General features: G+C 70.8%; 26 protein-coding genes. 9 read left to right on the top strand and 17 right to left on the bottom strand.

Features of this window, described 5'->3' with window-relative positions; genetic code table 11:
- The first annotated feature begins 132 nt into the window (after positions 1–132).
- Entirely contained in the window at positions 133–1,191 is a 1,059-nt protein-coding gene (locus tag OG371_RS11880) for a hypothetical protein (protein ID WP_329068496.1), read from the top strand.
- An 83-nt stretch (positions 1,192–1,274) separates the two neighbouring features.
- Here OG371_RS11880 and OG371_RS11875 read toward each other — a convergent pair whose 3' ends face one another.
- From OG371_RS11875 to OG371_RS11860, 4 genes are all read right to left on the bottom strand, one after another.
- Positions 1,275–2,714 carry an FGGY-family carbohydrate kinase gene (locus tag OG371_RS11875; protein ID WP_329068495.1) on the bottom strand — a complete coding sequence of 480 codons (1,440 nt, stop codon included), beginning with the start codon at positions 2,712–2,714 and terminating at the stop codon, positions 1,275–1,277.
- Complete coding sequence (locus OG371_RS11870) at positions 2,711–4,048, bottom strand: MFS transporter (RefSeq protein WP_329068492.1); 1,338 nt, start codon at positions 4,046–4,048, stop codon at positions 2,711–2,713. The genes OG371_RS11875 and OG371_RS11870 overlap by 4 nt, the downstream gene beginning before the upstream one ends.
- Positions 4,049–4,128: 80 nt before the next feature.
- Positions 4,129–4,920 (bottom strand): DeoR/GlpR family DNA-binding transcription regulator, encoded by a 792-nt coding sequence (locus tag OG371_RS11865; protein WP_329068490.1) that lies wholly within the window; start codon positions 4,918–4,920, stop codon positions 4,129–4,131.
- Positions 4,921–4,927: 7 nt separating this feature from the next.
- The gene (locus OG371_RS11860; RefSeq protein WP_329068488.1) at positions 4,928–5,539 is read right to left on the bottom strand and encodes a histidine phosphatase family protein; all 612 of its coding nucleotides are present in this window, start codon (positions 5,537–5,539) and stop codon (positions 4,928–4,930) included.
- 106 nt (positions 5,540–5,645) lie between these two features.
- On the opposite strand from OG371_RS11860, the gene OG371_RS11855 reads away from it, so the two are divergent.
- The 6 genes from OG371_RS11855 to OG371_RS11830 are packed head-to-tail and all read left to right on the top strand — an operon-like array spanning position 5,646 to position 11,656.
- Positions 5,646–6,329 (top strand): HAD family hydrolase, encoded by a 684-nt coding sequence (locus OG371_RS11855; protein WP_329068486.1) that lies wholly within the window; start codon positions 5,646–5,648, stop codon positions 6,327–6,329.
- Positions 6,330–6,331: 2 nt separating this feature from the next.
- Positions 6,332–8,017: a dihydroxyacetone kinase family protein gene (locus OG371_RS11850; protein ID WP_329068484.1), complete on the top strand. Its 1,686-nt coding sequence runs from the start codon at positions 6,332–6,334 to the stop codon at positions 8,015–8,017.
- A complete protein-coding gene (locus OG371_RS11845) occupies positions 8,017–8,472 on the top strand; it encodes a ribose-5-phosphate isomerase (RefSeq protein ID WP_329068482.1) in 456 nt (151 codons plus the stop codon). The genes OG371_RS11850 and OG371_RS11845 overlap by 1 nt, the downstream gene beginning before the upstream one ends.
- 47 nt (positions 8,473–8,519) lie before the next feature.
- Positions 8,520–9,560, top strand: a complete 1,041-nt coding sequence (locus tag OG371_RS11840) for a 2-hydroxyacid dehydrogenase (protein WP_329068481.1) — start codon at positions 8,520–8,522, stop codon at positions 9,558–9,560.
- Positions 9,557–11,005 carry an FGGY-family carbohydrate kinase gene (locus OG371_RS11835; protein WP_329068479.1) on the top strand — a complete coding sequence of 483 codons (1,449 nt, stop codon included), beginning with the start codon at positions 9,557–9,559 and terminating at the stop codon, positions 11,003–11,005. Before OG371_RS11840 ends, OG371_RS11835 begins: the two co-directional genes overlap by 4 nt.
- Positions 11,006–11,656: a class II aldolase/adducin family protein gene (locus OG371_RS11830; RefSeq protein ID WP_329068477.1), complete on the top strand. Its 651-nt coding sequence runs from the start codon at positions 11,006–11,008 to the stop codon at positions 11,654–11,656. It begins immediately after the preceding gene.
- 10 nt (positions 11,657–11,666) lie between these two features.
- Here the strand turns inward: OG371_RS11830 and OG371_RS11825 are convergent, their stop codons facing one another.
- The 11 genes from OG371_RS11825 to OG371_RS11775 form a co-directional block, all read right to left on the bottom strand.
- Entirely contained in the window at positions 11,667–12,386 is a 720-nt protein-coding gene (locus tag OG371_RS11825; protein ID WP_329068475.1) for an HD family phosphohydrolase, read from the bottom strand.
- Positions 12,387–12,459: 73 nt separating this feature from the next.
- Positions 12,460–13,098: a hypothetical protein gene (locus OG371_RS11820; RefSeq protein WP_329068473.1), complete on the bottom strand. Its 639-nt coding sequence runs from the start codon at positions 13,096–13,098 to the stop codon at positions 12,460–12,462.
- A 6-nt stretch (positions 13,099–13,104) separates the two neighbouring features.
- The gene (locus tag OG371_RS11815; protein ID WP_329073015.1) at positions 13,105–14,043 is read right to left on the bottom strand and encodes a hypothetical protein; all 939 of its coding nucleotides are present in this window, start codon (positions 14,041–14,043) and stop codon (positions 13,105–13,107) included.
- Positions 14,044–14,376: 333 nt separating this feature from the next.
- Complete coding sequence (locus OG371_RS11810) at positions 14,377–15,810, bottom strand: MBOAT family O-acyltransferase (RefSeq protein ID WP_329068471.1); 1,434 nt, start codon at positions 15,808–15,810, stop codon at positions 14,377–14,379.
- A gap of 394 nt (positions 15,811–16,204) precedes the next feature.
- On the bottom strand, positions 16,205–17,161 hold the full coding sequence (gene rlmB / locus OG371_RS11805) for a 23S rRNA (guanosine(2251)-2'-O)-methyltransferase RlmB (protein ID WP_091617192.1): 957 nt from the start codon (positions 17,159–17,161) through the stop codon (positions 16,205–16,207).
- Between the two features lie 31 nt (positions 17,162–17,192).
- A complete protein-coding gene (cysS, locus tag OG371_RS11800) occupies positions 17,193–18,578 on the bottom strand; it encodes a cysteine--tRNA ligase (RefSeq protein ID WP_329068468.1) in 1,386 nt (461 codons plus the stop codon).
- Positions 18,579–18,668: 90 nt separating this feature from the next.
- A complete protein-coding gene (locus tag OG371_RS11795; RefSeq protein ID WP_329068466.1) occupies positions 18,669–19,355 on the bottom strand; it encodes an HAD family hydrolase in 687 nt (228 codons plus the stop codon).
- A 78-nt stretch (positions 19,356–19,433) separates the two neighbouring features.
- Entirely contained in the window at positions 19,434–19,829 is a 396-nt protein-coding gene (locus OG371_RS11790; RefSeq protein WP_329068464.1) for a PPOX class F420-dependent oxidoreductase, read from the bottom strand.
- Positions 19,830–19,847: 18 nt separating this feature from the next.
- Positions 19,848–20,312: a 2-C-methyl-D-erythritol 2,4-cyclodiphosphate synthase gene (ispF, locus tag OG371_RS11785; protein WP_329073013.1), complete on the bottom strand. Its 465-nt coding sequence runs from the start codon at positions 20,310–20,312 to the stop codon at positions 19,848–19,850.
- Positions 20,313–20,317: 5 nt separating this feature from the next.
- Entirely contained in the window at positions 20,318–20,980 is a 663-nt protein-coding gene (locus OG371_RS11780) for an IspD/TarI family cytidylyltransferase (protein ID WP_329068462.1), read from the bottom strand.
- A gap of 66 nt (positions 20,981–21,046) precedes the next feature.
- A complete protein-coding gene (locus OG371_RS11775; RefSeq protein ID WP_004559016.1) occupies positions 21,047–21,538 on the bottom strand; it encodes a CarD family transcriptional regulator in 492 nt (163 codons plus the stop codon).
- 285 nt (positions 21,539–21,823) lie between these two features.
- Between OG371_RS11775 and OG371_RS11770 the strand changes: the two genes are divergently transcribed.
- Together OG371_RS11770 and radA are read left to right on the top strand one after the other, a co-directional pair.
- A complete protein-coding gene (locus tag OG371_RS11770; protein ID WP_329068461.1) occupies positions 21,824–22,507 on the top strand; it encodes a hypothetical protein in 684 nt (227 codons plus the stop codon).
- 32 nt (positions 22,508–22,539) lie between these two features.
- Positions 22,540–23,901 (top strand): DNA repair protein RadA, encoded by a 1,362-nt coding sequence (gene radA, locus OG371_RS11765; protein WP_329068459.1) that lies wholly within the window; start codon positions 22,540–22,542, stop codon positions 23,899–23,901.
- 29 nt (positions 23,902–23,930) lie between these two features.
- On the opposite strand, the gene OG371_RS11760 is transcribed toward radA, so the two are convergent.
- Together OG371_RS11760 and OG371_RS11755 are read right to left on the bottom strand one after the other, a co-directional pair.
- A complete protein-coding gene (locus tag OG371_RS11760) occupies positions 23,931–25,139 on the bottom strand; it encodes a hypothetical protein (RefSeq protein ID WP_329068457.1) in 1,209 nt (402 codons plus the stop codon).
- The gene (locus OG371_RS11755; protein ID WP_329068455.1) at positions 25,136–25,744 is read right to left on the bottom strand and encodes an RNA polymerase sigma factor; all 609 of its coding nucleotides are present in this window, start codon (positions 25,742–25,744) and stop codon (positions 25,136–25,138) included. The genes OG371_RS11760 and OG371_RS11755 overlap by 4 nt, the downstream gene beginning before the upstream one ends.
- Positions 25,745–25,789: the final 45 nt, after the last annotated feature.

The raw sequence follows: 25,789 nt of genomic DNA, 5'->3' as shown, positions 1-25,789 counted from the left end.
TCAGGTCTCCCGCCCGTTCACCCGCGCTTGCGCCTCGGCCAAGGATGCCATGCGTGACGAGGGGTTAGGCGTTTCGTAATGCAGCCGTTTGGCGGTACGCGCTGAAGGACCCCGGCTCACTAAGGTGGCCCGATGGTCGCGCCCGAGAAGTCCGAGCCCACCCCGAAGAGCGCCCCCTTCGCCGTCACCGTCAGGGGCTACGACAAGCGCCAGGTGGATGAGCGGCTCAACGAGATCACCAAGGAGCTCAGGGAGGCTGCCCGCAGTCGCGACGAGGCGATCGCGACGTCCGGCGAGCTGTCGAAGGCCCTCAGCTACGCGCAGAACGAGCTGGGCGAGACGAAGGCCGCGCTCGTGCGGCTGAGCTCGAGCCCGTCCGGCGCCGGCGCGATGGCCGAGCGGGTCCGGATGATGATGCAGCTCGCGGAGGAGGAGATCGACGACCTCCGCAAGGCCGCCGAAGCCGACGCCGCCTCGACCCGCGCCGAGGCCGACAAGTACGCCCACGAATCCCAGCGCACAACCGAGAAGCTGGCAAAAGACGCCGAAGCCGAACGCGAACGTCTGCTGGCCGAAGCCAAGGCGGACATCGAGTCGCGCACGGCTGCTGCTGATGAGGACATCGAGACCCGGACGGCTGCGGCGAACGCCGACATCGAGTCGCGCACCGCCGCTGCCGACCGCGCCCGCACCGAGGCCGACGAAGCCGCGGCCACCGCGCGTGCCGAAGCCGACGCGGCCGCCGCCGAAGCCCGCGCTTCGGCCGACCAAGCCGCGGAAGCCGCAGCCGCCGCCCAGCGCGCCGAGGCCGACCGCGTGGCGTCCGAGGAGATCACGACCAAGAAGTCCCAGGCCGACACCGCTCTCGCCGACGCCCTGCAGAAGCAGACCGAGGCCACCGAGCAGCGCACGCTCGTCCTGACCCTCCGCACGAAGGTCGCCGACCGCCTGGCTGCCACCGACGCGGCCGTCCAGGAAGCCATCCGCCTCCTGACCCCCGCCGACGACACAGCCGACTCCCCGGCGGCTGACGCTTCCTCGACGGACAGCTCAGCCGCCGACACCGCCTCGACTGCTGACTCGGCTGACTCCGCTGATTCCCCGAAGGACTCCGCGGCCTCACCGCCCCAGTCCGCTCCGCAGTCCAAGTCGTCGAGGCCGACCGCCAAGCCGACCGCTACAGCCAACTGACTCCGACCCTCTCTGACCACCTCGCGCGGGCCCGCTTCTTCCGGGGCCCGCGCTTTTCTGCGCTCAGTCCTCCAGCCGCGGAATCAGCCCATGGCCGTCGCGTGCAGTTCGTCGTCGATCCACCCCCTTTGGTGGAGGGCAGTGCAGAAACGGCGGTAAGACGCCGAAAGCGCCTCCCGCTCCGCCGCCACCGGTTCGACCAGCGTGTCCTCCGACGGTGCCACGGAGGCCTCGGTGAGACCGCCCGGCAGCATCCCCGCGGCGGCGAGCAATGCGGCGCCGTAACCGGTTTCCGCGTGGGGTGCGACGCTGATGCCGAGCCCGGTCGTGGTCGCGCGAATCCGCGTCCACAGTGGACTCCGGCTGCCGCCGCCCGCGGCCAGCAGCGGGCCGTCCACGGAGATGCCGAGCCGTCGCAGGTGGTCCAGTGCCAGCCGTTCGACGAAGGCCACGCCCTCCAGCCGTGCGCGGTGCAGCTCGACTTCGTCGGCGGGGTCGCCGAGCACAAAGCCGGTCGCGTCCGCGCTGGCGAAAGGGAATCGCTCTCCCTTGCGCCGCAACGGAAATGCGACCACCCCGGCCGGTCCACGCGCCTCCGCGGCCGCATCCAGCGCGGCTAATCCAGCGCTGCCGGACACCGCCTCGCCACCCGTGTTGGACGCCCCGCCCGGCAGCCACCAGCCGTCCGGATGCCGGTGGCTGTACATGACACCGGTGGGATCAGGAACCAGTGACTCGGTGACCCCCTTCAGCACGTACGTGGTCCCGAGAATCCCGACGAACCGGCCCGGTGCCACCGCGCCCGCCGCCAGCTGGCCCGCGCACCCGTCGGTCATTCCGGCCACCACCGCGCATCCCACGGGCAGGCCCCCGACCGGCCGGGACACGAGGCCGAGCACGGTCGTCGGCGCGACCACCGGCGGCAGCATCGCGGACGGCACCCCCAGGCCGTCGAGCACCTCGCCGGGCCACTCGCGGGCCAGCGGGTCGTAGCCGCTTTTGAGCGCGTGGGACCAGTCCGCGGCGACGGGGCCGCCGACCAGCTTCGCCGCGATGACGTCCGCCGTGTGCCGGACCGCGACCGCGCCGGTGTGCTCGGCCAGCCAGGCGATCCGGCCGAGCGCGGCGGTCGGCGCGACGCCGGATCCCAGTGCCCGCCAGCGTTCGGCGCCCAGCTCGGCCGCTTTGGCGTTGTGGTCCGCGCCGCGGCGGTCGTCGTACATCAGCGCCGGCGTGACCGGCTCACCCTCGGCGTCGACCCCGACGATCGTGCCCGAGGTGCCGGCCACCGCGACAGCCGCGACTTCGGCACCGCCGCCCGGCAACGCCGCGGTCACCCGCGACAGCGCCGATTCGACGGCCGGCCACCAGGCCCTCGCGTCCTGCTCGCTGTGGCCGGACCCGGAACGCACCGGTGCCGGCAGCTCGGCCGCGGCCGTCGCCAGCACCGCGCCGCCGCCCACCGCGAAGGCCCGGACCCCCGCGGTGGCGACGTCGATGCCGATGGTGATCAGCTCGTTCACGCGGTGCTGACCTGCTCCCCGGCTTCCTGCAGGCTGACGTCACGCGTGAGCGCCTGCTCGGTTTCCTTCGGCAGCTTGAGGAATCGCACCAGCACGGCGGCGACGAGGTACAGCGCCGCGAAGATGATCACCACTCCGGCGGCCCCGGCCGGGCCGAGGAACAGCGACACGATCGCCGGGCCGACAAACGCCGCCGCGCCCGCGCCCAGGTTCAGCAACGCCATCGCCCCGCCCTTGTGCTCAGGCGCGAGCGAGGGAAGCAGCGCGGAGATCGGCACGAACCCGGCGAGCGTCGCCCCGTAGAGCGCGCCGACGAGCAGCGCCAGCCAGTAGTACTGCGCGCCCATCGCGACCGGGACGAAGTACAGCAGCAGGATCGAGATCGCGCAGCCGATCGCGCCGAACCAGAAAATCGTGGTGCGCCAGCCGATCCGGTCGCTCAGCACGCCGAAGATCAGGTTGAAGAAGATGTTCGTCCCGTAGATCACCGACACCAGCAGCAGCCAGCGGTTCTCGCCGAACCCGATCTGGCTGATGAAGATCGTCGGGAAGAACACCAGCATGCCGAACTCGGGCGCGGTGTTGATCACCCGCACCAGCATGCCGACGCCGACCCGCGGGTTCTTCCAGGCGATCGAGACGCTGGAAACGAGGCTCTGCACGGGTTTCACGTCCGGCGGCGCGAGGCGCTGGAAGCCGGTGCGCTGCCGCACGCCGAGCACCGCGATCAGCCCGCCCACCGTGAGCAGCCCGACCGCCACCCACAACGTGCCGAAGTGTCCGAACAGCGGATTGGTGAAGCTCGCGACCAGCGCGCCCAGCGTCGGCAGGCCGCCGGTGAACGCGAAGTAGAACCAGCCCACCGCCGCGCCCAGCCGCGCCACGGGCGCCACCGCCGTGATCCACACCAGGAAGCCGAACGCGAACATCGGATAGCCGAAACCCCTGATCCCGTAGCAGATCAGCATCAGGGTGTAGTTCTCGCCGCCGAGCCCGATGGTCAGGAACAGCACGTCGAACACCAGCCAGATGGCCAGCCCGATCAGCATCACCCGGCGCGGTCCCCACAGCTCCGACAGCGCGCCGGACAGCCACGACGCCAGCATCACCGCGACGCCGTACACCGTGATCACATACGAGGCCTTGATCTCCGTGCCCGCGCCGTTGTCCGTCATGTACGGCGCGATGAAGCCGGACTCGACCCCGTCGCCGATCATGAACAGCAACAGGCCGACGTAGCCGAGGAACAAGGGGGCGGGCAGCCCCCATCGCGTGAGCAGGCGGGTGAAGCCGCCCTCTGGCCGGGACAACCCCGCTGTTGCCGACTGGTTCATACACGCCTCCATGACGTCGAATCCAACGTATCATGGACCGTGTTAACTTCGCACGCAAGAGTGTTAGCGAAACCCGCTCTTCACTTGCGCTCGGAGGCGACCTGCACCCGGACGCGGCTGCGCAGCTCATCGACCAGATGCGCCTGGATGTCGTAGTCGATGATCAGCAGGTCGAAATCCTCCAGTGGCGCGAGCCGGTGCAGGGCCGAGCGCTCCAGCTTGGTGCCATCCATCAGCAGGACCTTCTTGCGCGCGCTGGCCAGCATCGCGCGCTTGATCATCACGATCTCGGGCTCTTGGTGATAGGTCATCTGCGCGGTCATCGCCGAGGTGGAGACGAACGCGATGTCCACCGAGAGCCGTTCGATCGCCTCCAGGCTCTGCATGCCGAGGAACGAGTCGTGGGTGCTCGAGTAGTCCCCGCCGATGCAGATCAGCCGCAGCTCGTCGACCTCTTTCAGCTCGTCGATCGCGCCGAGGTAGTTGGTGGCCACGGTCAGCGGCGTGACGTTGTGCAGCAGCCGGGCCAGCGCGAGCGCGCTCGTCGAATCGTCGAGCAGCACGGACATGCCGGGCTCGACGTGGTCCAGCGCCTGGAGCGCGATCAGGCGCTTCGCGGTGGCGTTGGCGTTCATGCGGTACTCGGCGTTGCTTTCGAAGACTGTCGACGGCATGGCGGAAACGCCGCCGCGGTACTTCCGCAGCAGGCCGCGGCGGGCGAGCTCGTCGACGTCGCGGTGCACCGTCATGTTGCTGACCCCGGTGAGGTCCACCAGGGCGTTGATCGACGCCGAGCCCTGGCGGAACACGTAGTCGACCACCGTTTGCTGACGGGTCTCGCGCGTGTGCGCGACCGGTTTCTCACTCGACATGACGTGATTATCGCGTGCCGAGTGGCAGGTTGAAGCGCAGCAGGGCCGTGCGGTCGCCGGTGATCTCCAGTTCGGTCACCGCGGCATTGCCCAGCTGGGGGAACACGGTGCGGTAAGTGGCGAGCGGAATGCCGAGCAGGTGGCAGAAAGTTAGGCGCAGCAGCGTGTTGTGCGCGACCACCAGCGCGAGCCCGTGGCCGCGCCGCGCGATCTCGCGGACCGCGCGCGCCCCGCGCTCCGCGGCCGCGAGCGGGTTCTCGGCGCCGGGGAACGAGCCCGCGACGGGATCGGCCAGGAACCGCTCGACCACGCCGGGGTCGCTGGCCCGCACCTCGTCCCGGGTGCGTCCTTCGGCGATGCCGAAATGGGTTTCCCGCAGGTCGCCGACGATTTCCGGGGCCAGCCCGAGTGCTTCCGCGGCGGGCGCGATCGTGCGGCGCGCCCGGTCTTGCGGCGAGCAGAACAGCGCGGCCGGCTTCACCTCGGCGGCGTATCGCCCGAGCGCTTCGGCCTGGCGAAGCCCTTCCGCCGTCAACTCCACCTCGCTGCTGCCGGCGTACCGGTTCTCGGCGTGCCATTCAGTCTGTCCGTGCCTGGCCAGCAGCACTCGTGCGCTCACGGGGTTGCTCCTTTTCGTGTGAACCGCCCTTGCGAACTTCTCATCGGTGATGTTAATTTAACATGGTCCGTGTGAAACGGTCGGCTCTTGCGAAGGGATCTGCTGGATGACGCTCGAAGCGGTGGTGTTCGACCTCGACGGTGTGCTGGTCGACAGTGAACACCTCTGGGAGGAGAACTGGGTCGCGTACGCCGCCCGCCACCAGGTCGAGTGGACGGCCGAGGACACCGCTTCGGTGCAGGGCATGAGCGCGCCCGAGTGGGCCGCCTACCTCGCCCGCCGCTGCGGGGTGCCGGAGCAGGCCGAAGAGGTGGAGCGCGCGGTGGTCGACGGCATGATCGCCGCCATCGAGGCGGGTGAGGCCCCGCTGCTGCCGGGTGCCGGCGAGATGGTGCGCGAGGTCAGCGCGCGGGTGCCGGTGGCGCTCGCGTCCTCGGCGGCGCGGCGGGTGATCGACGCCGTGCTGGACAAGCACCAGCTCGCCGCCGAGTTCACCGCCACCGTCTCCAGCGCCGAGGTCGCGCGCGGCAAGCCGAGCCCGGATGTCTACCTCGAAGCGGCCGCACGGCTGGGCCGCTCCGGCGAGGACTGCCTCGGGGTGGAGGACTCCGGCAACGGCATCCGGGCGGCGGCCGCGGCCGGGCTCACCGTCGTCGCGCTGCCGAACCCCACTTACCCGCCGAAGCCGGAAGCGCTGGCGCTGGCCAGCGCGGTGGCCGAGGACAACCACGACGTTCGCCGGAAGCTGCTGGCCTACCTGGCCGGCGAGCCGGTGGCGGCGGGGAACTGACCATGACCACCTTGGGCACCGCGGACACGTTCAAACGGCAGTGGCTGGACGGGTTCGTCACCGCGTACGGCCGCACGGTCCGCAAGGTGCCGGACGCGTACGGCGTGATCCGGCGGGAGGGCGGCACGCGGCCGGGCAAGGTCGCGGTCGTGATCGGCGGCGGCTGCGGGCATTACCCCGCGTTCGCCGGCCTGGTCGGGCCGGGCCTCGCCGACGGCGCGGTGGTGGGGGACGTCTTCACCAGCCCCAGCGCCGAGCAGGTCTACCGCACCGCGCGCGCCGCCGACACCGGTGCGGGTGTGCTGTTCGGTTTCGGGAACTACCAAGGGGATGTGCTGCACTTCGGCCTCGCCGCGCGAAGGCTGGCCGCCGAAGGCATCAGCAGCCGCACGATCCTGGTCACCGACGACATCGCGAGCGGCCCGGCGGCCGAGCCCGAACGTCGTCGCGGGGTGGCGGGCGACTTCCTCGTCTTCAAGATCGCCGGAGCGGCGGCGGAACGCGGCTACGACCTCGAAGCGGTGCACGCGGTCGCGGAGAAGGCGAACGCGCGCACTCGCACGTTCGGCGTCGCGTTCGGCGGCTGCACGCTGCCCGGCGCCGCGGAGCCGCTCTTCACGGTCGCCGACCGCGAGATGGAGGTCGGGCTCGGCATCCACGGCGAGCCCGGAGTCCGCACCGTCGGCCGGCTCTCCGCGGCCGAGCTGGCCGACGAACTCGTCGACGGCCTGCTGCCGGAGCTGCCGGAAGGCGGCCGGGTGGTGGCGTTGCTGAACGGGCTGGGCCGCACCAAGTACGAGGAAATGTTCGTCACGTACACCCGGGTGCACGAGCGGCTGGCCGAAGCGGGCCTCAGCCCCGTGCACACCGAGGTCGGCGAATTCGTCACCTCGCTCGACATGGCCGGGGTCTCGTTGTCGATCCTGGTGCTCGACGACGAACTGGCCGAGCTGTACGCGGCGCCGTGCGACACCCCGGGTTACCGCACCGCCGGCGCGGAGCTGGCGCAGGTACCACTGGAGTCCACAGTGGACGAATTGCTTGCGGAGACACAGCCGGGCACCGGGCTCGTGGACCGGATCCTCACCGCCGCGCTGCGGAGCATCGAGGAAAACGAAGCGGAGCTGGGACGGCTCGACGCGGTGGCCGCGGACGGTGACCACGGGCTCGGGATGACGCGTGGGATGCGCGCGGCCGTAGTTGCCGCGCGGCGTAACGAAAAAACGGTGTCCGGCGCGCTGCTCGCCGCGGGAACCGCCTTTGCCGACGCCGCGGGCGGTGCCTCCGGCGCCCTTTATGGCGTGCTGCTCGCCGAGACGGGCGCGGGCCTGAAAGGGCTCGCCGCGGACGAGATCACCACCGTCGTGCTCGCCGACGCCGTCGACGGTGCCGTCCGGGCATTCACCGAGCTGGGCAAAGCCGAGCCGGGGGACAAGACGATGCTCGACGCCATCGAGCCGTTCCGCGCCGAGCTGCGCGAGCAGGCCGGGGCAGACGTCGTCGAGGCGTGGCGGAAGGCGGCGCGGGCGGCGGTGACCGCGGCCGGGGAGACCGCGCACCTGTTGCCGGCCAAGGGACGCGCTGCCCGGCTGGCGCAGCGGAGCAAGGGCCACCCGGATCCCGGCGCGGTCTCGTTCTCCCTGCTGGTCACGGCCGTCGGCGAAGAGCTGGGAAGGAACGAGGGCTGATGCGGATCGTGGTGGCGGCGGACAACGCCGGGGTGGACCTCAAGAACCAGCTGCGCGACCTGCTGCTGGCCGACGACCGGGTCGAGTCGGTGACCGACCTCGGCGTCGCGGACGCCGGCGACGACCGGGCCTATCCGCTGCTGGGGCTCGCCGCGGCCGAGGCGATCGCCGGCGGCGAGGCCGACCGCGGGGTGCTGGTGTGCGGCACCGGGATCGGCATGGCCATCTCGGCGAACAAGGTGCCGGGGGTGCGGGCGACCGTCGCGCACGACTCCTATTCCGCCGAGCGCTCGATCAAGTCCAACAACTGCCAGGTGATCACCTTCGGCGCCCGGGCGATCGGGCCCGAGGTGGCGAAGAAGATCGTCGCCGAGTGGGTCGGCTACCGCTTCGACCCCGCCTCGGCCAGCGCGAGCAAGGTCGAGCAGATCACCAACTACGAGAACGCCCGCTGACCGGGGCCACGCCGCATAATCATTGCAGAGCGAGTGAGGGAGCAGAGTTGCACATTCTCGCTGCGGGAGACCATTTCGTCGGCCCCGGCCTGCTGGCCGGCGCCGTCCGCGCCGAGCTCGGCGACGGGCATGAGATCACCGAGCTGGCCCTGCCGTGGCCGGTGGAGCCGTTCGGCCCGGTCGGCACGGTGCTCGAAGCCAGTGGCACCGAGGAGCAGGTGATCGAGGCGCTCGCGGGCGCCGAGGTCGCGGTGACGCAGATGGCGCCGTTCACCAAGCAGGTTTTCACGGCCGCGCCGGGGCTCAAACTGGTTTCGGTGTGCCGGGGCGGGCCGGTGAACGTCGACCTCGCCGCGGCGACGGAGGCCGGTGTCGCGGTGACGTACGCGCCGGGTCGTAATGCCGGTGCGGCGGCCGAGTTCGCGGTCGGCATGATCCTCGCCGCGATGCGGCGGATCGCGACCTCGTCGGCCGAGCTGCTGCGCGGGGCCTGGCGCGGCGACTACTACGCGTACGACCAGGCCGGGCTCGAACTGGGCGGCACGACGGTCGGGCTCGTCGGCTACGGGGCCATCGGCTCCCGCGTCGCCAAGGTGCTGCTCGCGTTCGGCGCCGAGGTACTGGTCGCCGACCCGTTCGCGGACCCGGCGGCGATCGCGGCCGACGGCGCTCAAGTCGTGGAGCTGGACGAGCTGTTGCGCCGCAGCTTCGTCGTCAGCCTGCATGCGCGGCTCACCGAGCAGACGCGGCACCTCATCGACGCGAGCAAGCTGGCCCTGCTGCCCGACGGCGCCGTGCTGGTCAACACCGCCCGCGGCGGCCTGCTGGACTACGCGCCGCTGCCGGAAGCCCTGCGCTCGGGCAAGCTCGGCGCGCTGGCGCTGGACGTGTACGACGTCGAGCCGCCGCCCGCCGACTGGGCGCTGCGCGAGGCGCCGAACGTGATCGCCACCCCGCACCTGGCCGGGGCGAGCCGGCAGACGGCGGAGCGGGCGGCCGCGATCGTGGCGGCCGAGGTCGGCCGGTACGCCCGCGGCGAGCGACTGGCGAACCTCGCCAACCCCGAGGTGCTCGGGCGGCAGCCGTGATCGTCGGGGTCGACATCGGCACGTCGCTCACCAAGGCCGTGGTGTTCGACGAGGACGGGACGTCCGTCGCGAGCGCGTGCACGCCGTCCGAGGTGCACCACCTCGCCGGCGGCCTGGTCGAGCAGGACCTCGACCAGGTGGTGGCCACGGTCGTCACAGTGGTGCGGGAGGTCGCCGCCGGGCTGCCGGGCCCGGTCACCGCGCTGGCGCTCACCGGGCAGGGCGACGGCATGTGGCTGCGCGACGAGTCCGGAGCCGCGGTGCGGCCCGCGATCTCCTGGCTCGACGGCCGGGCGAACAGCCTGCTGGCGCGGTGGCAGGCCGAGGGAGTGACCCGGGAAGTCTTCCGCCGCACCGGATCCGGCATGTTCCCGGGCTGCGCCGCCGCGATCATGTCCTATTTGGACACCCACGAGCCCGAGGCGCTCGACCGGGCCGTCGTGGCCGGCTACTGCGTGGACGCGGTGCTGCAGCGGCTCACCGGCGAGATCACCGTCGACGTGTCCGACGCGTCGCTGCCGTTCCTCGACCCGGTCACCCGGCGGTACGACGAGGCGGCCATCGAGGCCTGCGGGCTCGGCCACCGGCGGGCCCTGTTCGCCGAGCCGGCGCCGGCCAAATCGGTGTTCCGGCTCGACGCGCGCGGCGCGGCCCTGCTCGGCCTGCCCGCAGGGCTGCCGGTCACCGCCGGGCCGTTCGACCTGCCGGCCAGCGCGATCGGGGCCGGCGTGCGGGAACCCGGCGACGGCATCCTCACCGCGGGCACCACGCTGGCGTGCCAGGTGCTCACCGCCGACACCACGTTCGACGCCGAGGGCGAGCCGGCCGGGATGTTCCTGTGCACCCCGGACGAGGCCGAGTACCTGCGCGCGATGCCGGCGATGGTCGGCACCGCGGGCATCGACTGGGTGTGCGCGCTGCTGGGCATCGATGTCGCCGAGATCGACCCGCTGCTGGCGAGCAGTGAGCCGGGTGCGCGCGGGGCCCGGGCGTTGCCATTCCTTTCGGTGTCCGGGGAACGCGCGCCGTTTGTCGACGCCGGCGCGCGGGCGCAGTTCGCCGGGATCAGCCTCGAGACCGGGCGGGCGGACCTGGTGCGGTCGCTGTGCGAGTCGATCGCTTATGCGGCGCGGCATTGTTTCGAGGCGGCTGGGCTGTCGGGGCGGTTGTACGCCTGTGGTGGCGGAGTGCGGTCACCGGAGTGGATCCGCATCTTCGCGGACGTGCTCGGCCGGCCGATCGTCATCCCGAGCGATCCCGGGGTGGGGGCGCGCGGCGCCGTGCTCACCGCCGCGGCGGCGCTCGGCACGCCGTTCGACCGCGAGCGGTGGGCGGCGAACTCGCGCGTGGTCGAGTTCCGGCCCGAGAATGTGGCTGCGTACGAGCGCGGTTACGCCGACTACCAAGCGTCCCTGTCCGCCGCGCGTGGTCTCTGGAGGCTGTGAATGATCCTGGCGGAGGAACGGGCGGCGGTCTGTGAGTATGCCCGCCGGATGACGGCCGACGGGCTGGTGGTCGGGACGTCCGGCAATGTGTCGGCGCGAGACGGGGCTTTGGTCGCCGTCACGCCCACGGGGGTCGACTACGCCGGGCTCGAGCCGGCCGACATCCCCGTGGTCGGGCTGGACGGCGAGATCGTCGAGGGGGAGCTGAAGCCGACCAGCGAGCTGCCGATGCACCTGGCCGTCTACAACCGCGCAGTGGACCCGGACGGCGCTTCGGTGACGGCCGTGGTGCACACGCACTCGGTGCACGCCACCGCGGTCTCGACGCTGCTCGACGAGGTGCCGCCGATCCACTACATCCTGGCGACGATCGGGCCGACCGCGCGGGTCGCCGAGTACGCGACGTACGGCACGGAGGAGCTGGCGTCGTCGATGCTCAAGGCCCTCGACGGCCGCCGCGGCTGCCTGCTCGCGAACCACGGCACCGTGGCGTACGGCGACAGCCTCGGCGCGGCGTACCACCGGGTGCAGCAGCTCGAGTGGGTCTGCCGGCTGTGGCTGCTGGCCCGGTCCGCGGGCAGCCCGACGCTGCTGCCGCCCGCGGAGGTCGAGCACGTCGTCGAGAAGCTGAGGGGATACGGCCAGGGCTGAACGAACCGGGTCAGGACGCCGCGAGGGTGCTGTCCACGGCGTGCACGGCGTCGAGCAGCTCGACCACCGTCGGGTCGTCCACGGCTTCCTTGATGCAGCGCCACAACTGGAGGTTCGCGGTGGCCCAGCGGGAGTACGTGGCGCTGGCCTCCGGGTTGTAGAAGTAGTAGCCGCTGTCGTGGACGTCGCACTGCTCGCCGACGATCTTGTGGGCCAGGTCCCGCAGGCTGATGTCGTTCTCTTCGAGGTAGCGGTGCGCGAGCACCACGGGAGTCACGGGCAGCGCCTTGAACAGCGTGTCGGCGTCGCTCAATGCCTGCGCTTCCAGCGAGATGTCCCGGCCGCGGTTGGCCATCTCGGCCTCGTCGATCAGGTCGTCGATCCAGCCGGCGACGTCGTCGGGCACGCCGCAGTCGGCCAGCAGGCCGAGCCGCAGGTCGCTGCCGGCGGCGGCGGGCGAGTTGCGCAGGACGAGGTAGTTCACGTCGTGTACCAGGGCGGCCACCTCGACCACGGCCGCGTCGGCGCCGTTGGCCGTGGCGAAGCTGACCGCCTTGGCGCGGACGAAGCTGACGTGGTGCCAGCCGTGGAACGGCAGCCGTTCGGCGTACCGCCAGCACAGCTGCTGGACCCGGTGCTCCACCGCGCTGACGGTCGCGGGGGCGATCGTGGCCGCGGCGATGGCCGTTGCGGCGACGGTCGGCTGAACGGTGTTCTTTTGCGCGCGCATACATCTCTCCGATCCCGGCTTCGGCATTCAAGCGGGTGGAGCAATGGTATGCGCCCGTGACGGCGGGGTGTAGCTAGAGTCGGTCGGCCAGGTCCCCCAATCGGACCTCCACCGGAACGTGACGATGCCCGATTCCTGTGGCCGGGTCGTACGAGAGACTGGAAATGCTCACGGGGCGTGATTTCACGAGGAAAGTCATGGTTCCTTCGGCCGCTTCGGGAATCCGGTGGAACTCGTCGGCGAGCATGATCGAGCAAGCGCCCGCCTGGCACAGCGTCCGGCGCCGGAGTTGCGCGGACGTGATCAGGCCGCTTTCCCCGTCGCAGGTCGTGGAGTATCGCTCGTGCAGGTAGTTGCCGCGGAGAATGGTGGTGCAGAAGTGATACCTGTGGTTGTGCACGGAATCGGCGTAGCCCTCGCGCCAGTCTTCCTGCGGTTTGTATTCGTGCAGCCAGAAGGAGAACGGATCGTCCGGATTATCCCTTAGGCACCAAGCGAAATGGGTTGTCGTCTCGCGCGAGCCGGCGGCGATGGCCGCGGCGTTCTCCGGGGTCGGTGCGCGTAGCAGCGCGCGCAGCTCATCGCGCAACGCCGTTTGCGAAGCCCATTTTCGGAACCAGACGTCCACGGTGCGCCAGTCCTGGGACAGCGGGAAACCCGCCGAGCGCAGCCGTGTGGCCAGGTGGTTCAGTGGGGACAAGCGAGTGAGCAAGACGGCTCAGCTCCCTAGCTCGGCTCGTGCGGAGAACTCCGCGCGGAAGGCGTGGAACCTTCCCTCCAAGTCACGGAAGTTCTCCTCGGACAAGTCGGATCCGGTGATCTTTTCGAACAGGACAAGGAAATCGGCCCGCGTCGTCGCGGAGGTGATGCGGAAGTGGCGGCCGGTCCGCGATTGGGAGAGGCGCAGGAACTCGGCGCGTTCCATGTTGTAGATGAAGGAGCCCTCGGTGAACCGCAGCGACCGCGGGTACAGCTTGGTCGCGCCGCGCACGTCGCTGTACAGCGTGACCCACACGCTGGCGTCGAACATCTCCAGCCGGTCCAGCGGCGGGTCGGCGACCACGGTGATGTCGACCTGCGCGCACCGGCTGCGGGCCAGGAACAGCCCGACGAGTCCAATGTGGATCTCCTCGTGCAGGCCGCTCTGGATCGCCTCGTAGTCGACTTCCGCCGCCTCGCGCCGCAGCAGGTAACGCGCGCGGCCGCTGATGGAACCGGCGTCGCGCGGGTCGGCGATCACGGCGTGCAGCTCACGATCGGTGCGGGTCAACAGAAGCCGGGCGGCCGCGTGCCGTCCGGAGAAGCCGCGGAAGAAGTACTGGCGCGTGTTGTCCAGGTCCGACATCAGCATCCGGTTGAACGCGGGGTCGGGGTCCGTCGTCGCGTCGAACACGTGCGTGGGGAAGAACTCCTTGTTGAGCGACCGGTATTCGGCGCTGAGGTCTTCGAGCGCGCGCCGGCTCTCCTCGATCAGCGGAGTCACCATCGCGCGCTGCGACGCGCTGGCGGTGATCAAGGTCTGTCCAAAGCCGACCAGCGCGGAGATCAGCGTGCCGGTGCCCAGGGAGGTGACGAGCGTTTTACCCGTGCCGGCGTCCATCATGCTGGAGATCCACAGGCTCAATACCGCGATCACGACGAGCACGGTCAGTAACAACGTGGTGCGGGTCCAGAAGATCTCCTGTAGTGAGCTTCGGTGAGGACGGCCGGCTTCCGCGACCACGGTTCACCTCCTTGAACCACTCGAACGGACGAGTGCGTTGCGTATCGGTTCGAGCGCGGGGAGTTACTTTACGCGCTTGGGGTGACCGGCGAAATAAGAAATTCGGGGGACAATATTCCAGGTTCGAGGTGACTCTGGGCAAGGATTTTCACGTTTTGCGGTTTTCTCCGAAACGCCGAAAACCCCGTCGGAGGGACGCGGGCGGACCTCCCCGCGCAGCCGGTGCCCCCGTGTCACCGAATGCAGACAGTCACCGCGGCTTTGCGGTCAGAATTGGTAGTAGAGGAATGGGCTGAACGTCCCCGTCGCGACCAGGATGGCGGCGTAGACGAGGCCGACGGTCATCACGCCGACGCGCAGGGCCGTCGCGCCGCGGCTGCGCGAGGATTCCAGCAGTGGGCCGGTGACCGGGTGCGCCGGGAGGAAGAAAACGGCGAGCGCGGCGAGGAGGATGACCAGCCGCTGGTTGGTCAGCGCGCTTTCGACGACGTCGCCGAGGCCGCCGAAGTCCGGCAGCAGCATGTGGCCGATCATGGCGAGCGCATGGCCGAGGTCGGCCGAGCGGAAGAATACCCAGCCGAACACCACGAGCAGCAGGGTCAGCGCGCGGCGCGCGATCCGGGCGACCGGGCCCGCCGGCGTCTCGGCGAGGTTGAAGCGGCGTTCGATCACCAGCAGCGCGCCGTGGTAACAGCCCCAGATCAGGAACGTCCACTGCGCGCCGTGCCAGAAACCCGTCAGCACGAACACGATGCACAGGTTGCGGTACGTGCGCCCGGCGCCGGCGCGGTTGCCGCCCAGCGGGATGTAGACGTAGTCGCGGAACCAGCGGGACAGCGACATGTGCCAGCGGCGCCAGAACTCCGTGATCGTCACCGACGAGTACGGGCGGGCGAAGTTTTCCGGCAGCCGGAAGCCCAGCATCCGGCCGAGGCCGATGGCCATGTCGGAGTAGCCGGAGAAGTCGAAGAACAGCTGGAGGGTGTAGCCGATGGCGCCGAGCCAGGCCGTCGCGAACGTCATCTGGTCCGGCGGCGTCGCGAAGCACGCTTCGACCATCGGGCTGAGCGAGTCGGCGACGATGGACTTCTTGCACAGCCCCAGCGCGAACCGCGGGAAGCCGGCCGCGATGTCGTCGAGCCGGTGCGAACGCTGCTGCGGCAGCTGGTCCGCGATCTCGCGGTACCGCACGATCGGCCCGGCCACCAACTGCGGGAACATCGCGATGTACGCCGCGAACGCCACCGGGTTGCGCAGCGCGCGCCGCTCGCCGCGGTAAATGTCCACGACGTACGAGATGTGGTGGAAGGTGTAGAAGGAGATCCCGATCGGCACCACGATGTTGGCGACGCCGAGGTCCCCGCCGAACCAGTGCGAGACGGCCGCGATCTGCTGCGTCGCGAACCCCGCGTACTTCCAGATCACCAGCACCAGCACGTCGAGCGTGACGACGCCGATCAGGATCCGCCGGCGCCGCGTCCCCCGCAGGTCCCACGGGCTCGGCTCGAGCGCGGGCCCGGCGAAGAAGTTGACCGCCATGCACAGCAGCAGCAGGAAAATGTACGGTCCGGCGCCGATCACGTAGAACAGCAGGCTCGCCACCGCGACGATGCCGTTGCGCCAGCTCCGCGGGCACACCAGCACGGCGACCAGCACCGTGGGCATGAAGTACCACAAGAACAGCGGCGAAACGAACGACATCGGTAGCGGACCCCCTCGGTTCCGGAGCTGACCTTAGCCCGAGTGGGTGTCGCGGTGGAGCGAAGCCCGGAGTATCACGCGCGAATCACGGAGCGTGTCCACCAGCGTCGGTCGACTCCCGAACGCCACCCCGTCGCGAACGCTGTCCCGGCTTCGGCCGTGGACCGCAGTCCTTGCCCCTGCGCCTGCCCCGGCCTGGAACGCAGCCCCCACCCTCTCCGGGGGGCGTCCCCAGTCCAGTTTATCGGCGGGGGCCGACGGGAACTGCCGAGAGCGGGATGGAGGGCGGAGTTGTCCACAATCGGAGCGGGCTGTGGATGGGGCGGTGGGGAGCGGAGAGAGATCTGGCCCGTCGCCCTGGATCAGGGGGACAGGCCAGAAGGTGGAACAGGGGTCAGATGCGCCCGGCCAAACGGCGCCGACGGGCGACCTCCGCGAGCAGCACACCGGCAGCGACCGAGGCGTTCAGGGATTCCACGCCGGCCGCCATCGGGATCGAGACGGTGGCGTCGCAGGTTTCGCGGACCAGGCGGGAGAGGCCGCGGCCCTCCGAGCCCAGCACGACGACCAGCGGTTCCGACGCCAGGTCCAGCGCGTCGATGTCCACGGTGCCGTCCGCGTCGAGGCCGACGATCATCAGGCCGCTCGACGCCCACGACTTCAGTTGGCGCGTCAGGTTCGTGGCGACCGCGATGGGCAGCTTCGCCGCCGTGCCCGCGCTTGTGCGCCACGCCACGGCCGTCATGCCGGCGCTGCGGCGCTCCGGCAGCAGCACGCCATGCGCGCCGAACGCGGCGGCCGAGCGGATGACGGCGCCGAGGTTGCGCGGGTCCGTCACGCCGTCGAGCGCGACGAACAGCGGGGTGTTGCCCGAATCGCGCGCGGCGGTCATCAGGTCGTCCGGGTGCGCGTACTCGAACGGCGGCACCTGCAAGCCCAGGCCCTGGTGCATCGCGCGGTTCGTCTTGCGGTCGAGCTCCTCGCGCGGGATCTCCAGGATCGAGATGCCCTTGTCGCCGGCCAGCCGGACGGCCTCGTTGACGCGGTCGTCGATCTCGATGTTCAGCGCGACGTACAGCGCGACACCCGGGACGTCCGCCCGCAGCGCCTCGACGACCGGGTTGCGGCCCGCGATCAGCTCCGGCTTGTCGGCCTTCTTCTGCCGCGACTGCTCACGCGTCTTCGCGGCGTTCGCGGCGCGGTACGCCTTGTGCCCGGGCCGGTCCTCGGCCTTGGGCGTGGGGCCCTTGCCCTCCAGCGCCTTGCGCCGCTGCCCGCCGGAGCCGACGACCTGGCCCTTCTTGGTGCCGGTCTTGCGGATGGCGCCCTGACGCCGTGAGTTGCCTGCCATGTAACGAGTCCTTAATCCGCCGCAGCGGCGATCAGGAGTTCCTGACCGTCCACTGCGGACCGTTCGGGGTGTCCTCCACCACGATGCCCGCCTGCACCAGGCGGTCACGGGCGGCGTCCGCGCGCGCGAAGTCCTTCGCCGCGCGGGCCTGCTGCCGTTCGGCGAGCAGGCTTTCGACCAGCTCGGCCAGCGCCTCGCGGACCGGGGTGTCCGAGCCGCCCTCGGACCAGCGCGCGGACAACGGGTCGAGGCCGAGCACGTCGGTCATCGCGCGCACCGAGGCGGCGAGTTCAAGCGCCTTGGGGGTGTCGCCCTCGTCGAGGGCGGCGTTACCGTCACGCACCGTGTTGTGCACCACGGCGAACGCGGCGGGGGTCGCGAGGTCGTCGTCCAGCGCGGCGGCGAACTCCGGCGCCACCTGGCCCAGCGGCACCTCGCCGGCCGAGGCCGCGCGCCGCAGGAAGCCCTCGATCCGCCGGTAGCCCTGCGCCGCCTCCGCGACCGCGCCGTCGGAGTACTCGACCGTCGACCGGTAGTGCGGCTGCACCAGGTAGTACCGCAGCTCGGGCGCCCGGTAGCGCTCCAGCATCGCCGGGATCGACACAGTGTTGCCCAGCGACTTGGACATCTTCTCGCCGGACATGGTCACCCACGCGTTGTGCAGCCAGTACCGCGCGAAGCCGTCGCCCGCCGCGTTCGACTGCGCGCGCTCGTTCTCGTGGTGCGGGAACACCAGGTCGACGCCGCCGCCGTGGATGTCGAACTCGGCGCCGAGGTAGTTCGTCGCCATCGCGGAGCACTCCAGGTGCCAGCCCGGACGGCCGTCGCCCCACGGCGTCGGCCACGAGGGCTCGCCCGGCTTCGCGCTCTTCCACAGCGTGAAGTCGCGCGAGTCACGCTTGCCGCGCGTCGGCGTTTCGCCCTGCTGGACCTCGTCGAGCTGCTGGCCGGAAAGCGACCCGTAGCCGTCGAAGGACTTCACCGAGAAGTAGACGTCGCCGTCCGCCGCGTAGGCGTGGTCGCTGTCGATCAGGCGCTGGATCAGCTCGACCATCTGCGTGATGTGCCCGGTCGCGCGCGGGTTGACCGACGGCGGGAGGCAGCCGAGCGCGTCGTAGGCCTGCTCGAACTCGCGCTCGTGCTTGGTCGCCCACTCCCACCAGGGCCGCTCCGCCTCGGCGGCCTTGGTGAGGATCTTGTCGTCGATGTCGGTGACGTTGCGCACCAGCAGCACGTCGAGTCCACTGTGGAGCAGCCAGCGGCGCAGCACGTCGTAGTTCAGCACCCCCCGCACGTGCCCGATGTGGGGCACGCCCTGCACGGTGGCCCCGCACAGGTAGATGGACGCCGTTCCGCTGCGGACGGGAACGAACTCCCGGGGGGCACGGGTCGCGGTGTCGAAGAGGTGTAGGGCCACCCCCAGAGGGTACGGGGTGGGTGTGGGCGAGGTCGCAGGGCTCGTGAGTGTTCATGACGGTTAGAACCGTCATAGCCACTCACGAGCCGGTCAGAGCAGGCCGTGCGCCCGCAGCGCGCCGAGCAGCGCGTCCGGCCGCTCGGTCGTGGGCAGCGGGTCGACCAGGGCGAACTCGCAGCCCAGCGCGCGGGCGCCGCCGTCGGCCTCCTCGCTGTCGCCGACCATCAGGGTCTCCTCGGCGCGCACGCCGAGCCGGTCCAGCGCGGTCCGGAAGATCTCCAGCTCCGGCTTGATGGCCCCGACCTCGAACGACAGGATGAACTCGTCCACGTACGCGTCCCAGCCGCGCTGCGAGAACGCCGGCCGGATGTCGAACGCGATGTTGCTCAGCACCCCGACCTTGCGGCCCTGGCCCGAGACGGCCTTCAGCGCCGCCTCGGTGTCCGGGTACGGCGTCCATTCGCCCGGCGTGATCAGCCGCTGGTACAGCGCCTCGGCCTGCTCGGGGCGGGGGACGCCGGAGCGGCGCAGCACCTCGAGGTACACCTTCCGGTGCAGCTCCGGGTCGCGGTCGCGCTGGTGCCACGCGTGCTGGTGCTCCTCGTCGAGCTCCACGACCTGCCCGACCGGCGCGGTCATCCGCCGCATCAGCTCGGTCTGCGCCTCGACGTCGAGCGCCGTGCCGTCGGCGTCGGCGAGCCCGTCGAGCCAGAAGGCGTTCTGCTCGAGCCGGAAGAGCGTGCCTGAGAAGTCGAACAACACCGCGTTGATGGCCACGCGCCAAGCCTAGCCAGAAAACCGGGCGTTTCGCCGCCGGGATGTGGCGTCCGGCTCACCCCCGGCGGCGAACTCGCTTCAGGCGGCGTTGCCGGTGATCTTCTCCGGGATCACGCGCACCAGCACGCGGATGTTCTCCGGCGGCTCGGCCGGGTAGTCCTTGCCGGTGTACTTGTGCGCCAGCTCGTTGATCAGCTCGCGCCCGCCCTCGTCGGTCATCTCGACGCGGCCGCGGATTTCGACGTAGTTGTACGGGTTCCCGGTGTCGAAGACCGAGACGGACACCCGCGGGTCACGCACCATGTTGCGTTCCTTGAGGCGCCCGCGGACGGTCGCGAAGACCAGGGTGTCGCCTTCGCGCTTGGCCCACAGCACGGACGTCTGCGCGGAGCCGTCCTTGTTGATGGTCGCGACCACGGGGAAGTTGTTCCCGTCGAGCAACGCCTTCGTGGCGTCGTTGAAAGTCAGTGCCATGGCTCGCAGCCTAAGCGATCAAGGCCGGACCAGGAGTGCCGTCGCCACCGCCGCGACGCCCTCGCCGCGGCCGGTGAGGCCCAGCCCGTCGGACGTCGTGCCGGCGACGCTCACCGGACCGCCGACGGCCTCGCCGAGCACCTTCTGCGCCTCGTCACGCCGTTTCCCGACGCGCGGGCGGTTGCCGATGATCTGCACCGTCGCGTTCGCCACGCGCCACCCGTCCGCTTCGACGAGCGCGCGGACCTCCGCGAGCATGTCGGCGCCGTGCGCGCCGTCCATCCGCGGGTCGCCGGTGCCGAAGACCGCGCCGAGGTCGCCGAGCCCGGCGGCGGACAGCAGCGCGTCGCACAGCGCGTGGGCCGCGACGTCGCCGTCGGAGTGGCCCGCGCAGCCGTCGACGCCCGGCCACAACAGCCCGGCCATCCAGCACTCGCGGCCGGGTTCGATCGGGTGGACGTCGACGCCGTTGCCGACGCGCAGGTCGTTCACAGGGGCTCCTCGTGACCGTGCAGGGCCACCAGGGCCTCGGCGAGGGTGAGTTCGAAAGCACTCGCGACGCGCATCGCGTCGGGATGGCCGGGGACGGTGGCGGCGCCGGCCAGGACGGCGGCGTCGAAGATGTCGTCCGTCCCGAGCGCGGCCCGGAACTCCGGCAGCGGGAAGCCGACCGGGGTCTGCGCGGTGCGGAGCCCGTCGCGGTCGACGGTGCCGGTGATCAGCCGCGCCTCATCGGTGGACTTCACGGTGTCCGCCATGGGCAGAACGGGGACGACGACGACGCGGCCGGCCCGGGCCGCGCCCAGTACGTCACGGATCGTCCCTTGCGGAGTGAACGACCGGAGCGCGTCGTGCACCAGCACAACCGCGTCCGGGGAAAGTTCTGGCTCAACGGCGGCGAAAGCCGGCCGGAGCGAGGGGCCGGGGACGATCCGGCAGCGGGCCGGCAGATCCCCGAGAGCCCCCGAAAACGCAGCGGCACACCGCTCGGGGGCCACCACGGCCACCAGATCGATCTCCGGTGTGCCGAGCAGCCCCCGCACGGTGTGCGCGAGGAGAACTTCACCGTTCACCACGGCCAGAGCTGCCTCTGGATCCGCGGTCCGGTGTGCGACAGTCACGAACACGACGCTCTGCACCAGCTGGCTCATCAGGTCGTGATCGTAGAGAGGCGACTGCCCGGAGCCTCCGCCGGGCGAGCCGGATGACCCAGGGGGTCAGACCGTCGCGGTTTCCAGAACCTCGTCGAGGAGGACTTCCGCTTTGTCCTCGTCGGTGCCCTCCGCGAGCGCGAGCTCGCTGACCAGAATTTGCCGCGCCTTCGCCAGCATCCGCTTTTCACCGGCTGAAAGTCCGCGGTCCTTCTCTCGCCGCCAGAGGTCGCGCACCACTTCGGCCACCTTGTTCACATCGCCGGAGGCGAGCTTCTCGAGGTTGGCCTTGTACCGACGAGACCAGTTCGTGGGCTCTTCGGTGTGCGGAGCACGCAGTACGTCGAAAACCTTGTCCAGTCCTTCTTGCCCGACGACGTCACGCACACCGACGATCTCGGCGTTGTCAGCAGGCACGCGAACCGTAAGATCCCCTTGCGCGACTTTGAGGACGAGGTACTTCTTCTCCTCGCCCTTGATCACGCGGGTTTCGATGGCTTCGATGAGTGCGGCACCGTGGTGCGGGTAGACGACGGTCTCTCCGACCTTGAAAACCATGTGTCCTCTGCCCCTTTCGCTAATGCCATCTTAGCACGGTCCTCCGAAGCCCACCTAGTGCCCCGGGATCGTCGTCGCAGGTCAGCGGCCTGGGCGGGGGTTGACAAATCTTCCGGCCCCGTGCTCATGCAGGTGACGGGAATGCGCTGATCGACACCAGCGAATTCCTAATTGGACGGTTGATCTTCGATGGCGGCGCGCCCGCAAGGCGGACCGGTTCCGCGCACGCGAGGGTCCCCGGCTAGTCTTCGTCGTGACGAGGCCGTGAGATGGAAGGACTCCGACGTGAGGCTGCAGAATCGCCGCGTGTTCGGCGCAGGTGTGTCGGCGCTCGGCGCCGCGCTCGTGCTCGCCGGCTGCGGAGCCGGTCAGATCACCCAGACCGACACTCAGCAGCCCGCGGTCAACGGCACCTACGCGCAAGTGAAGACGCTGGTCCTGCGCGACGCCGCGGTGCAGTACCCGGTGCAGGGCGCCGCCTACTCGGCCGGCCAGTCCGCGCCGCTCACGCTGACGCTGGTCAACCAGGGCGCGCAGGACGACAAGCTCGTTTCGGTCACCTCCGACGCGACCGACGGCCCGGCCACGATCAGCGGCTCGACGGCCATCGTCGCCGGCCACTCGCTGGTGATCGGCCCCTCGGACCCCGTCGAGGCCACCAACCAGCAGGACGCGCCGTCCTCTTCCTCGGTGCCGACGAGCGGTTCCAGCTCCTCGTCCGACACCGCCCCGCCGTCCGACACCGCGCCGCCGTCCTCGAGCAGTGACGCCGCGGCGCCCACGTCCTCCGCGCCGACCCAGCTGGGCGTCGGCTCGGTGGTGCTGCAGAACCTCAAGCAGCCGCTGTGGCCGGGCCAGACGATCAAGGTCACCTTCACCTTCCAGAACGCCGGCCCGGTGGTCGTCGCGCTGCCGGTCGCCGCACCGGCCCACGACCAGGCCCAGGGCAACGCCGCGGCGGGTCACTGATTTCTGTCGGTGCCCACCGCTAGCCTCGGCGCGTGGTGAAGAAGAGCAGCACTGTCTACCGGTGCGCCGAGTGCGGGCACGAGGCCGCCAAGTGGGTCGGGCGCTGTCCCGAATGCCAGGCCTGGGGCACGCTCGAGGAGCGTGGCGGGGCCAATCCGGCGATCGCGCGGGTCGCGGCCGGGGCGCCGAGCGCGCCCGCGCGGCCGATCGCCGAGGTCGACGTCGAATCGGCGCGCGCCAAGTCCACCGGGGTGCCCGAGTTCGACCGGGTGCTCGGCGGCGGGCTGGTGCCGGGCGCGGTGGTCCTGCTGGCCGGTGAGCCGGGCGTCGGCAAGTCGACCCTGCTGCTCGAGATGGCCTATCAATGGGCGGCCACGGCCGGGCGGTCCCTGTATGTCACCGGTGAGGAGTCGGCCGGGCAGGTCCGGCTGCGCGCCGAGCGCACGGGCAATGTGCACGGCGAGATGTTCCTCGCCGCCGAGAGCGACCTGGCCGCGATCCTCGGGCACGTCGACGCCGTGAAGCCCGGGGTGCTGATCGTCGACTCGGTCCAGACCATGGCGTCACCGCAGGTGGAGGGCTCGCCGGGCGGGGTCACGCAGGTCCGCGCGGTCACCGCGGGGCTGGTCGCGCTGGCCAAGGAGCGCGGGCTGCCGGTGGTGCTCGTGGGACATGTCACGAAGGACGGCTCGGTGGCCGGGCCGCGGGTGCTGGAGCACCTGGTCGACGTCGTCCTGCAGTTCGAGGGCGACAAGCACTCGACGCTGCGGATGGTGCGCGGGGTGAAAAACCGCTTCGGCGCGGCGGACGAGGTCGGTTGCTTCGAGCTGACCGAGGGCGGCATCGTCGGCGTGCCGGATCCGTCCGGGCTGTTCATGAGCCGCACCGCCGAGCCGGTGCCGGGCACGGCGATCACCGTGGCGGTCGAGGGGAAGCGGCCGCTGCTGGGCGAGGTGCAGGCGCTGGTTTCGAGCACGAGCATGCCGCAGCCCCGGCGCGCGGTGAGCGGGCTGGACTCGGCGCGGGTCGCGATGGTGCTGGCCGTGCTGGAAAAACGCGGAAAACTCAAGCTCGGCGACAAGGACGTGTACGTCGCCACGGTCGGCGGCATGAAGATCACCGAGCCGGCCATCGACCTCGCGCTGGTGCTCGCACTGACTTCTTCGCTGCACGAGGTCGCGCTGTCGCCGCGGCTGGTTTCGCTGGGCGAGGTCGGGCTGGCCGGCGAGGTCCGGAGGGTGCCGAACGTCGCCCGCCGCCTCGCCGAGGCGTCCCGGCTGGGCTTCACCCACGCGCTGGTGCCGCCCGACTCGGGCAAGCTCCCGGACGGCATCCGGGTGCTGGAGGTCGGCGACGTCGCGAGTGCGCTGAACGCCGCCAACCACGCCCAGTAGCCCGGGTCCGATTGCCGGATCCCGGCGGCTCAGTTCCCGGCGTCGTCGGTGATGTCGTAGCGGTAGGCCGAAGTGCTGATGGCCCGCCCGGCGGAGAGGCCGCTGACGTTCTTCGTCGCGACGGTCGAAGCGCGCAGCACCGTGGACGTCTCCACGTCGATGTTGATGATCAGCTCGTGGTCGCCGGCGGAAAGGGCGAGGTTCAGGTTCCCGCCCGTGCGGGAGGTCTTCACCCCGGGCAGCTGCGTCAGGGTCGCGACCAGCGCCATGCGCAGCGGCCGTGAGGCCAGGCCGCTGGTGAGCACCGACAGGGCAAGCCCGGCCGATCTCTCGGAGCTGGACCCCGCCGGGGGCGGATTGAGCGTGGTCGTGGCGCCGGTCGGCGCCTCGATCGGGAACTCGCCGGCCGGCGGGATGGGCTGGTTCGACGTGTCCGACGTGTTCGGTGGGGAGGCGCTGTTCGACATGGACGAGATGGAGGCCGGCGCATCGATGGTGATCGGCTGGAACAAGGGGACCGGGCAGCCGGGGAACGGGTGGTCCTTGGCGTCCTGGTTGATCTGCGCCAGCAGCGGCCCCGGATTCGCGGGCAGCCCGGCGACGAACCCCGCGCTCGGCTGATGCCAGCCCTGGGGGGCGGCGGTCCAGCCGACGGAACCGGGAACCGCCTCGGTGAACTCGCCGCCCACCGCGGTCTGGACCTCCGACGCGGGGCTGGGCAGCGCCGCCTGGTCGGCCGGCATCCCGCTGAGGATCGTCACCTGATCGGTCCGCGTCCACCGGCGTTTCCAGACCTGACCCGGGTCGGGCGGGATCCACACCTCGAGGCGCTCCCGCACGGCGAACACGCTGCGGTGATTGACCCATTCGAGCACCGTGTAGTCGTTGGTGACGCGGGTGTACTGGCCCCCGACGGGCCGGTTGTCCGACGTCGGGGTGCTCGCGGGCCGGACCTCCGCTGATTTGCCGGGCAGGTTGCTCACCACGACCACTCCGCCGGTCAGCACGGCGACCGCGGCGGCCACGGCGATCCAGCGCCAGGAGCCCGCGCGCTTCTTCGACGGCCGGGAAGCCGGTTCGCCGCTATCGGTGCTCGCGTCGGCCGCGGCGCGCAGCAGGGTCGCACGGGCACGGTCGAGTTCGCTGTCGTCGGTCCGGACGTGGGGGTGCAGCGCGGCGAACGCGTCGTCGAGTTCGGCTTCGGACCACAGGTGCCGGATGTTTTCGTCGTCGCTCACAGGTCGATCGCCTCCTCGTTTTTCGTCGTTTCGGCCGCGTTCGCGCGCAGCCACCGCCTCAGCCGGTGCAGCTGGGAGCGGATCGTGCCGGGTGGCACGCCGAGCGCTTCGGCGACCTCCGACGGTTCGAGCCCGGCCCACGCGACGAGCAGCAGCGTGTCGCGGTCGGCCACGCTGAGCTTGGCCAGCGCCCCCGCCAGTTGCGCGGCGCGCGTCTGGGCGTCGACCTGCTCCGCGACGCGGCCGTCGTGCCCGGCGGTGGTGCGATCGCCGACCCGCGCGAGCCGCGCGGTCGCCCGCAGTGCCCGGGTCTCGCTCCGGACGTGGTGGCGCAGCAGGTTCGTCGCGATGCCGTACAGCCACGACCGGGCCGTGCCCAGCTCGGGCCGGTACGAGTCGCGCCGCCGCAACGCGACCAGGAACGTCTCCCCGACGAGGTCGTGGGCCGACTCGTCGCCGATCCGCCGTGCGAGATAACGGTGCATCGACCGCGCGTGCGCGTCGAAGAGCTGCCCGAACACCGGCCCCGGATCGGGAACGCCCAGGTCGGGCCGGTCGGACGAGTCCGGCCCGGCCGGCTCTCGACCCTCGTGGATCACCTGCATACCCCGTATCGCCCGCAGCGGCCCGGAGCGTTCACGGGCGTTCCT

Origin of the sequence: Amycolatopsis sp. NBC_01480, assembly GCF_036227205.1 — a bacterium.
Classification (GTDB): domain Bacteria; phylum Actinomycetota; class Actinomycetes; order Mycobacteriales; family Pseudonocardiaceae; genus Amycolatopsis.
This window is presented reverse-complemented; position numbering and strand designations above follow the sequence as displayed.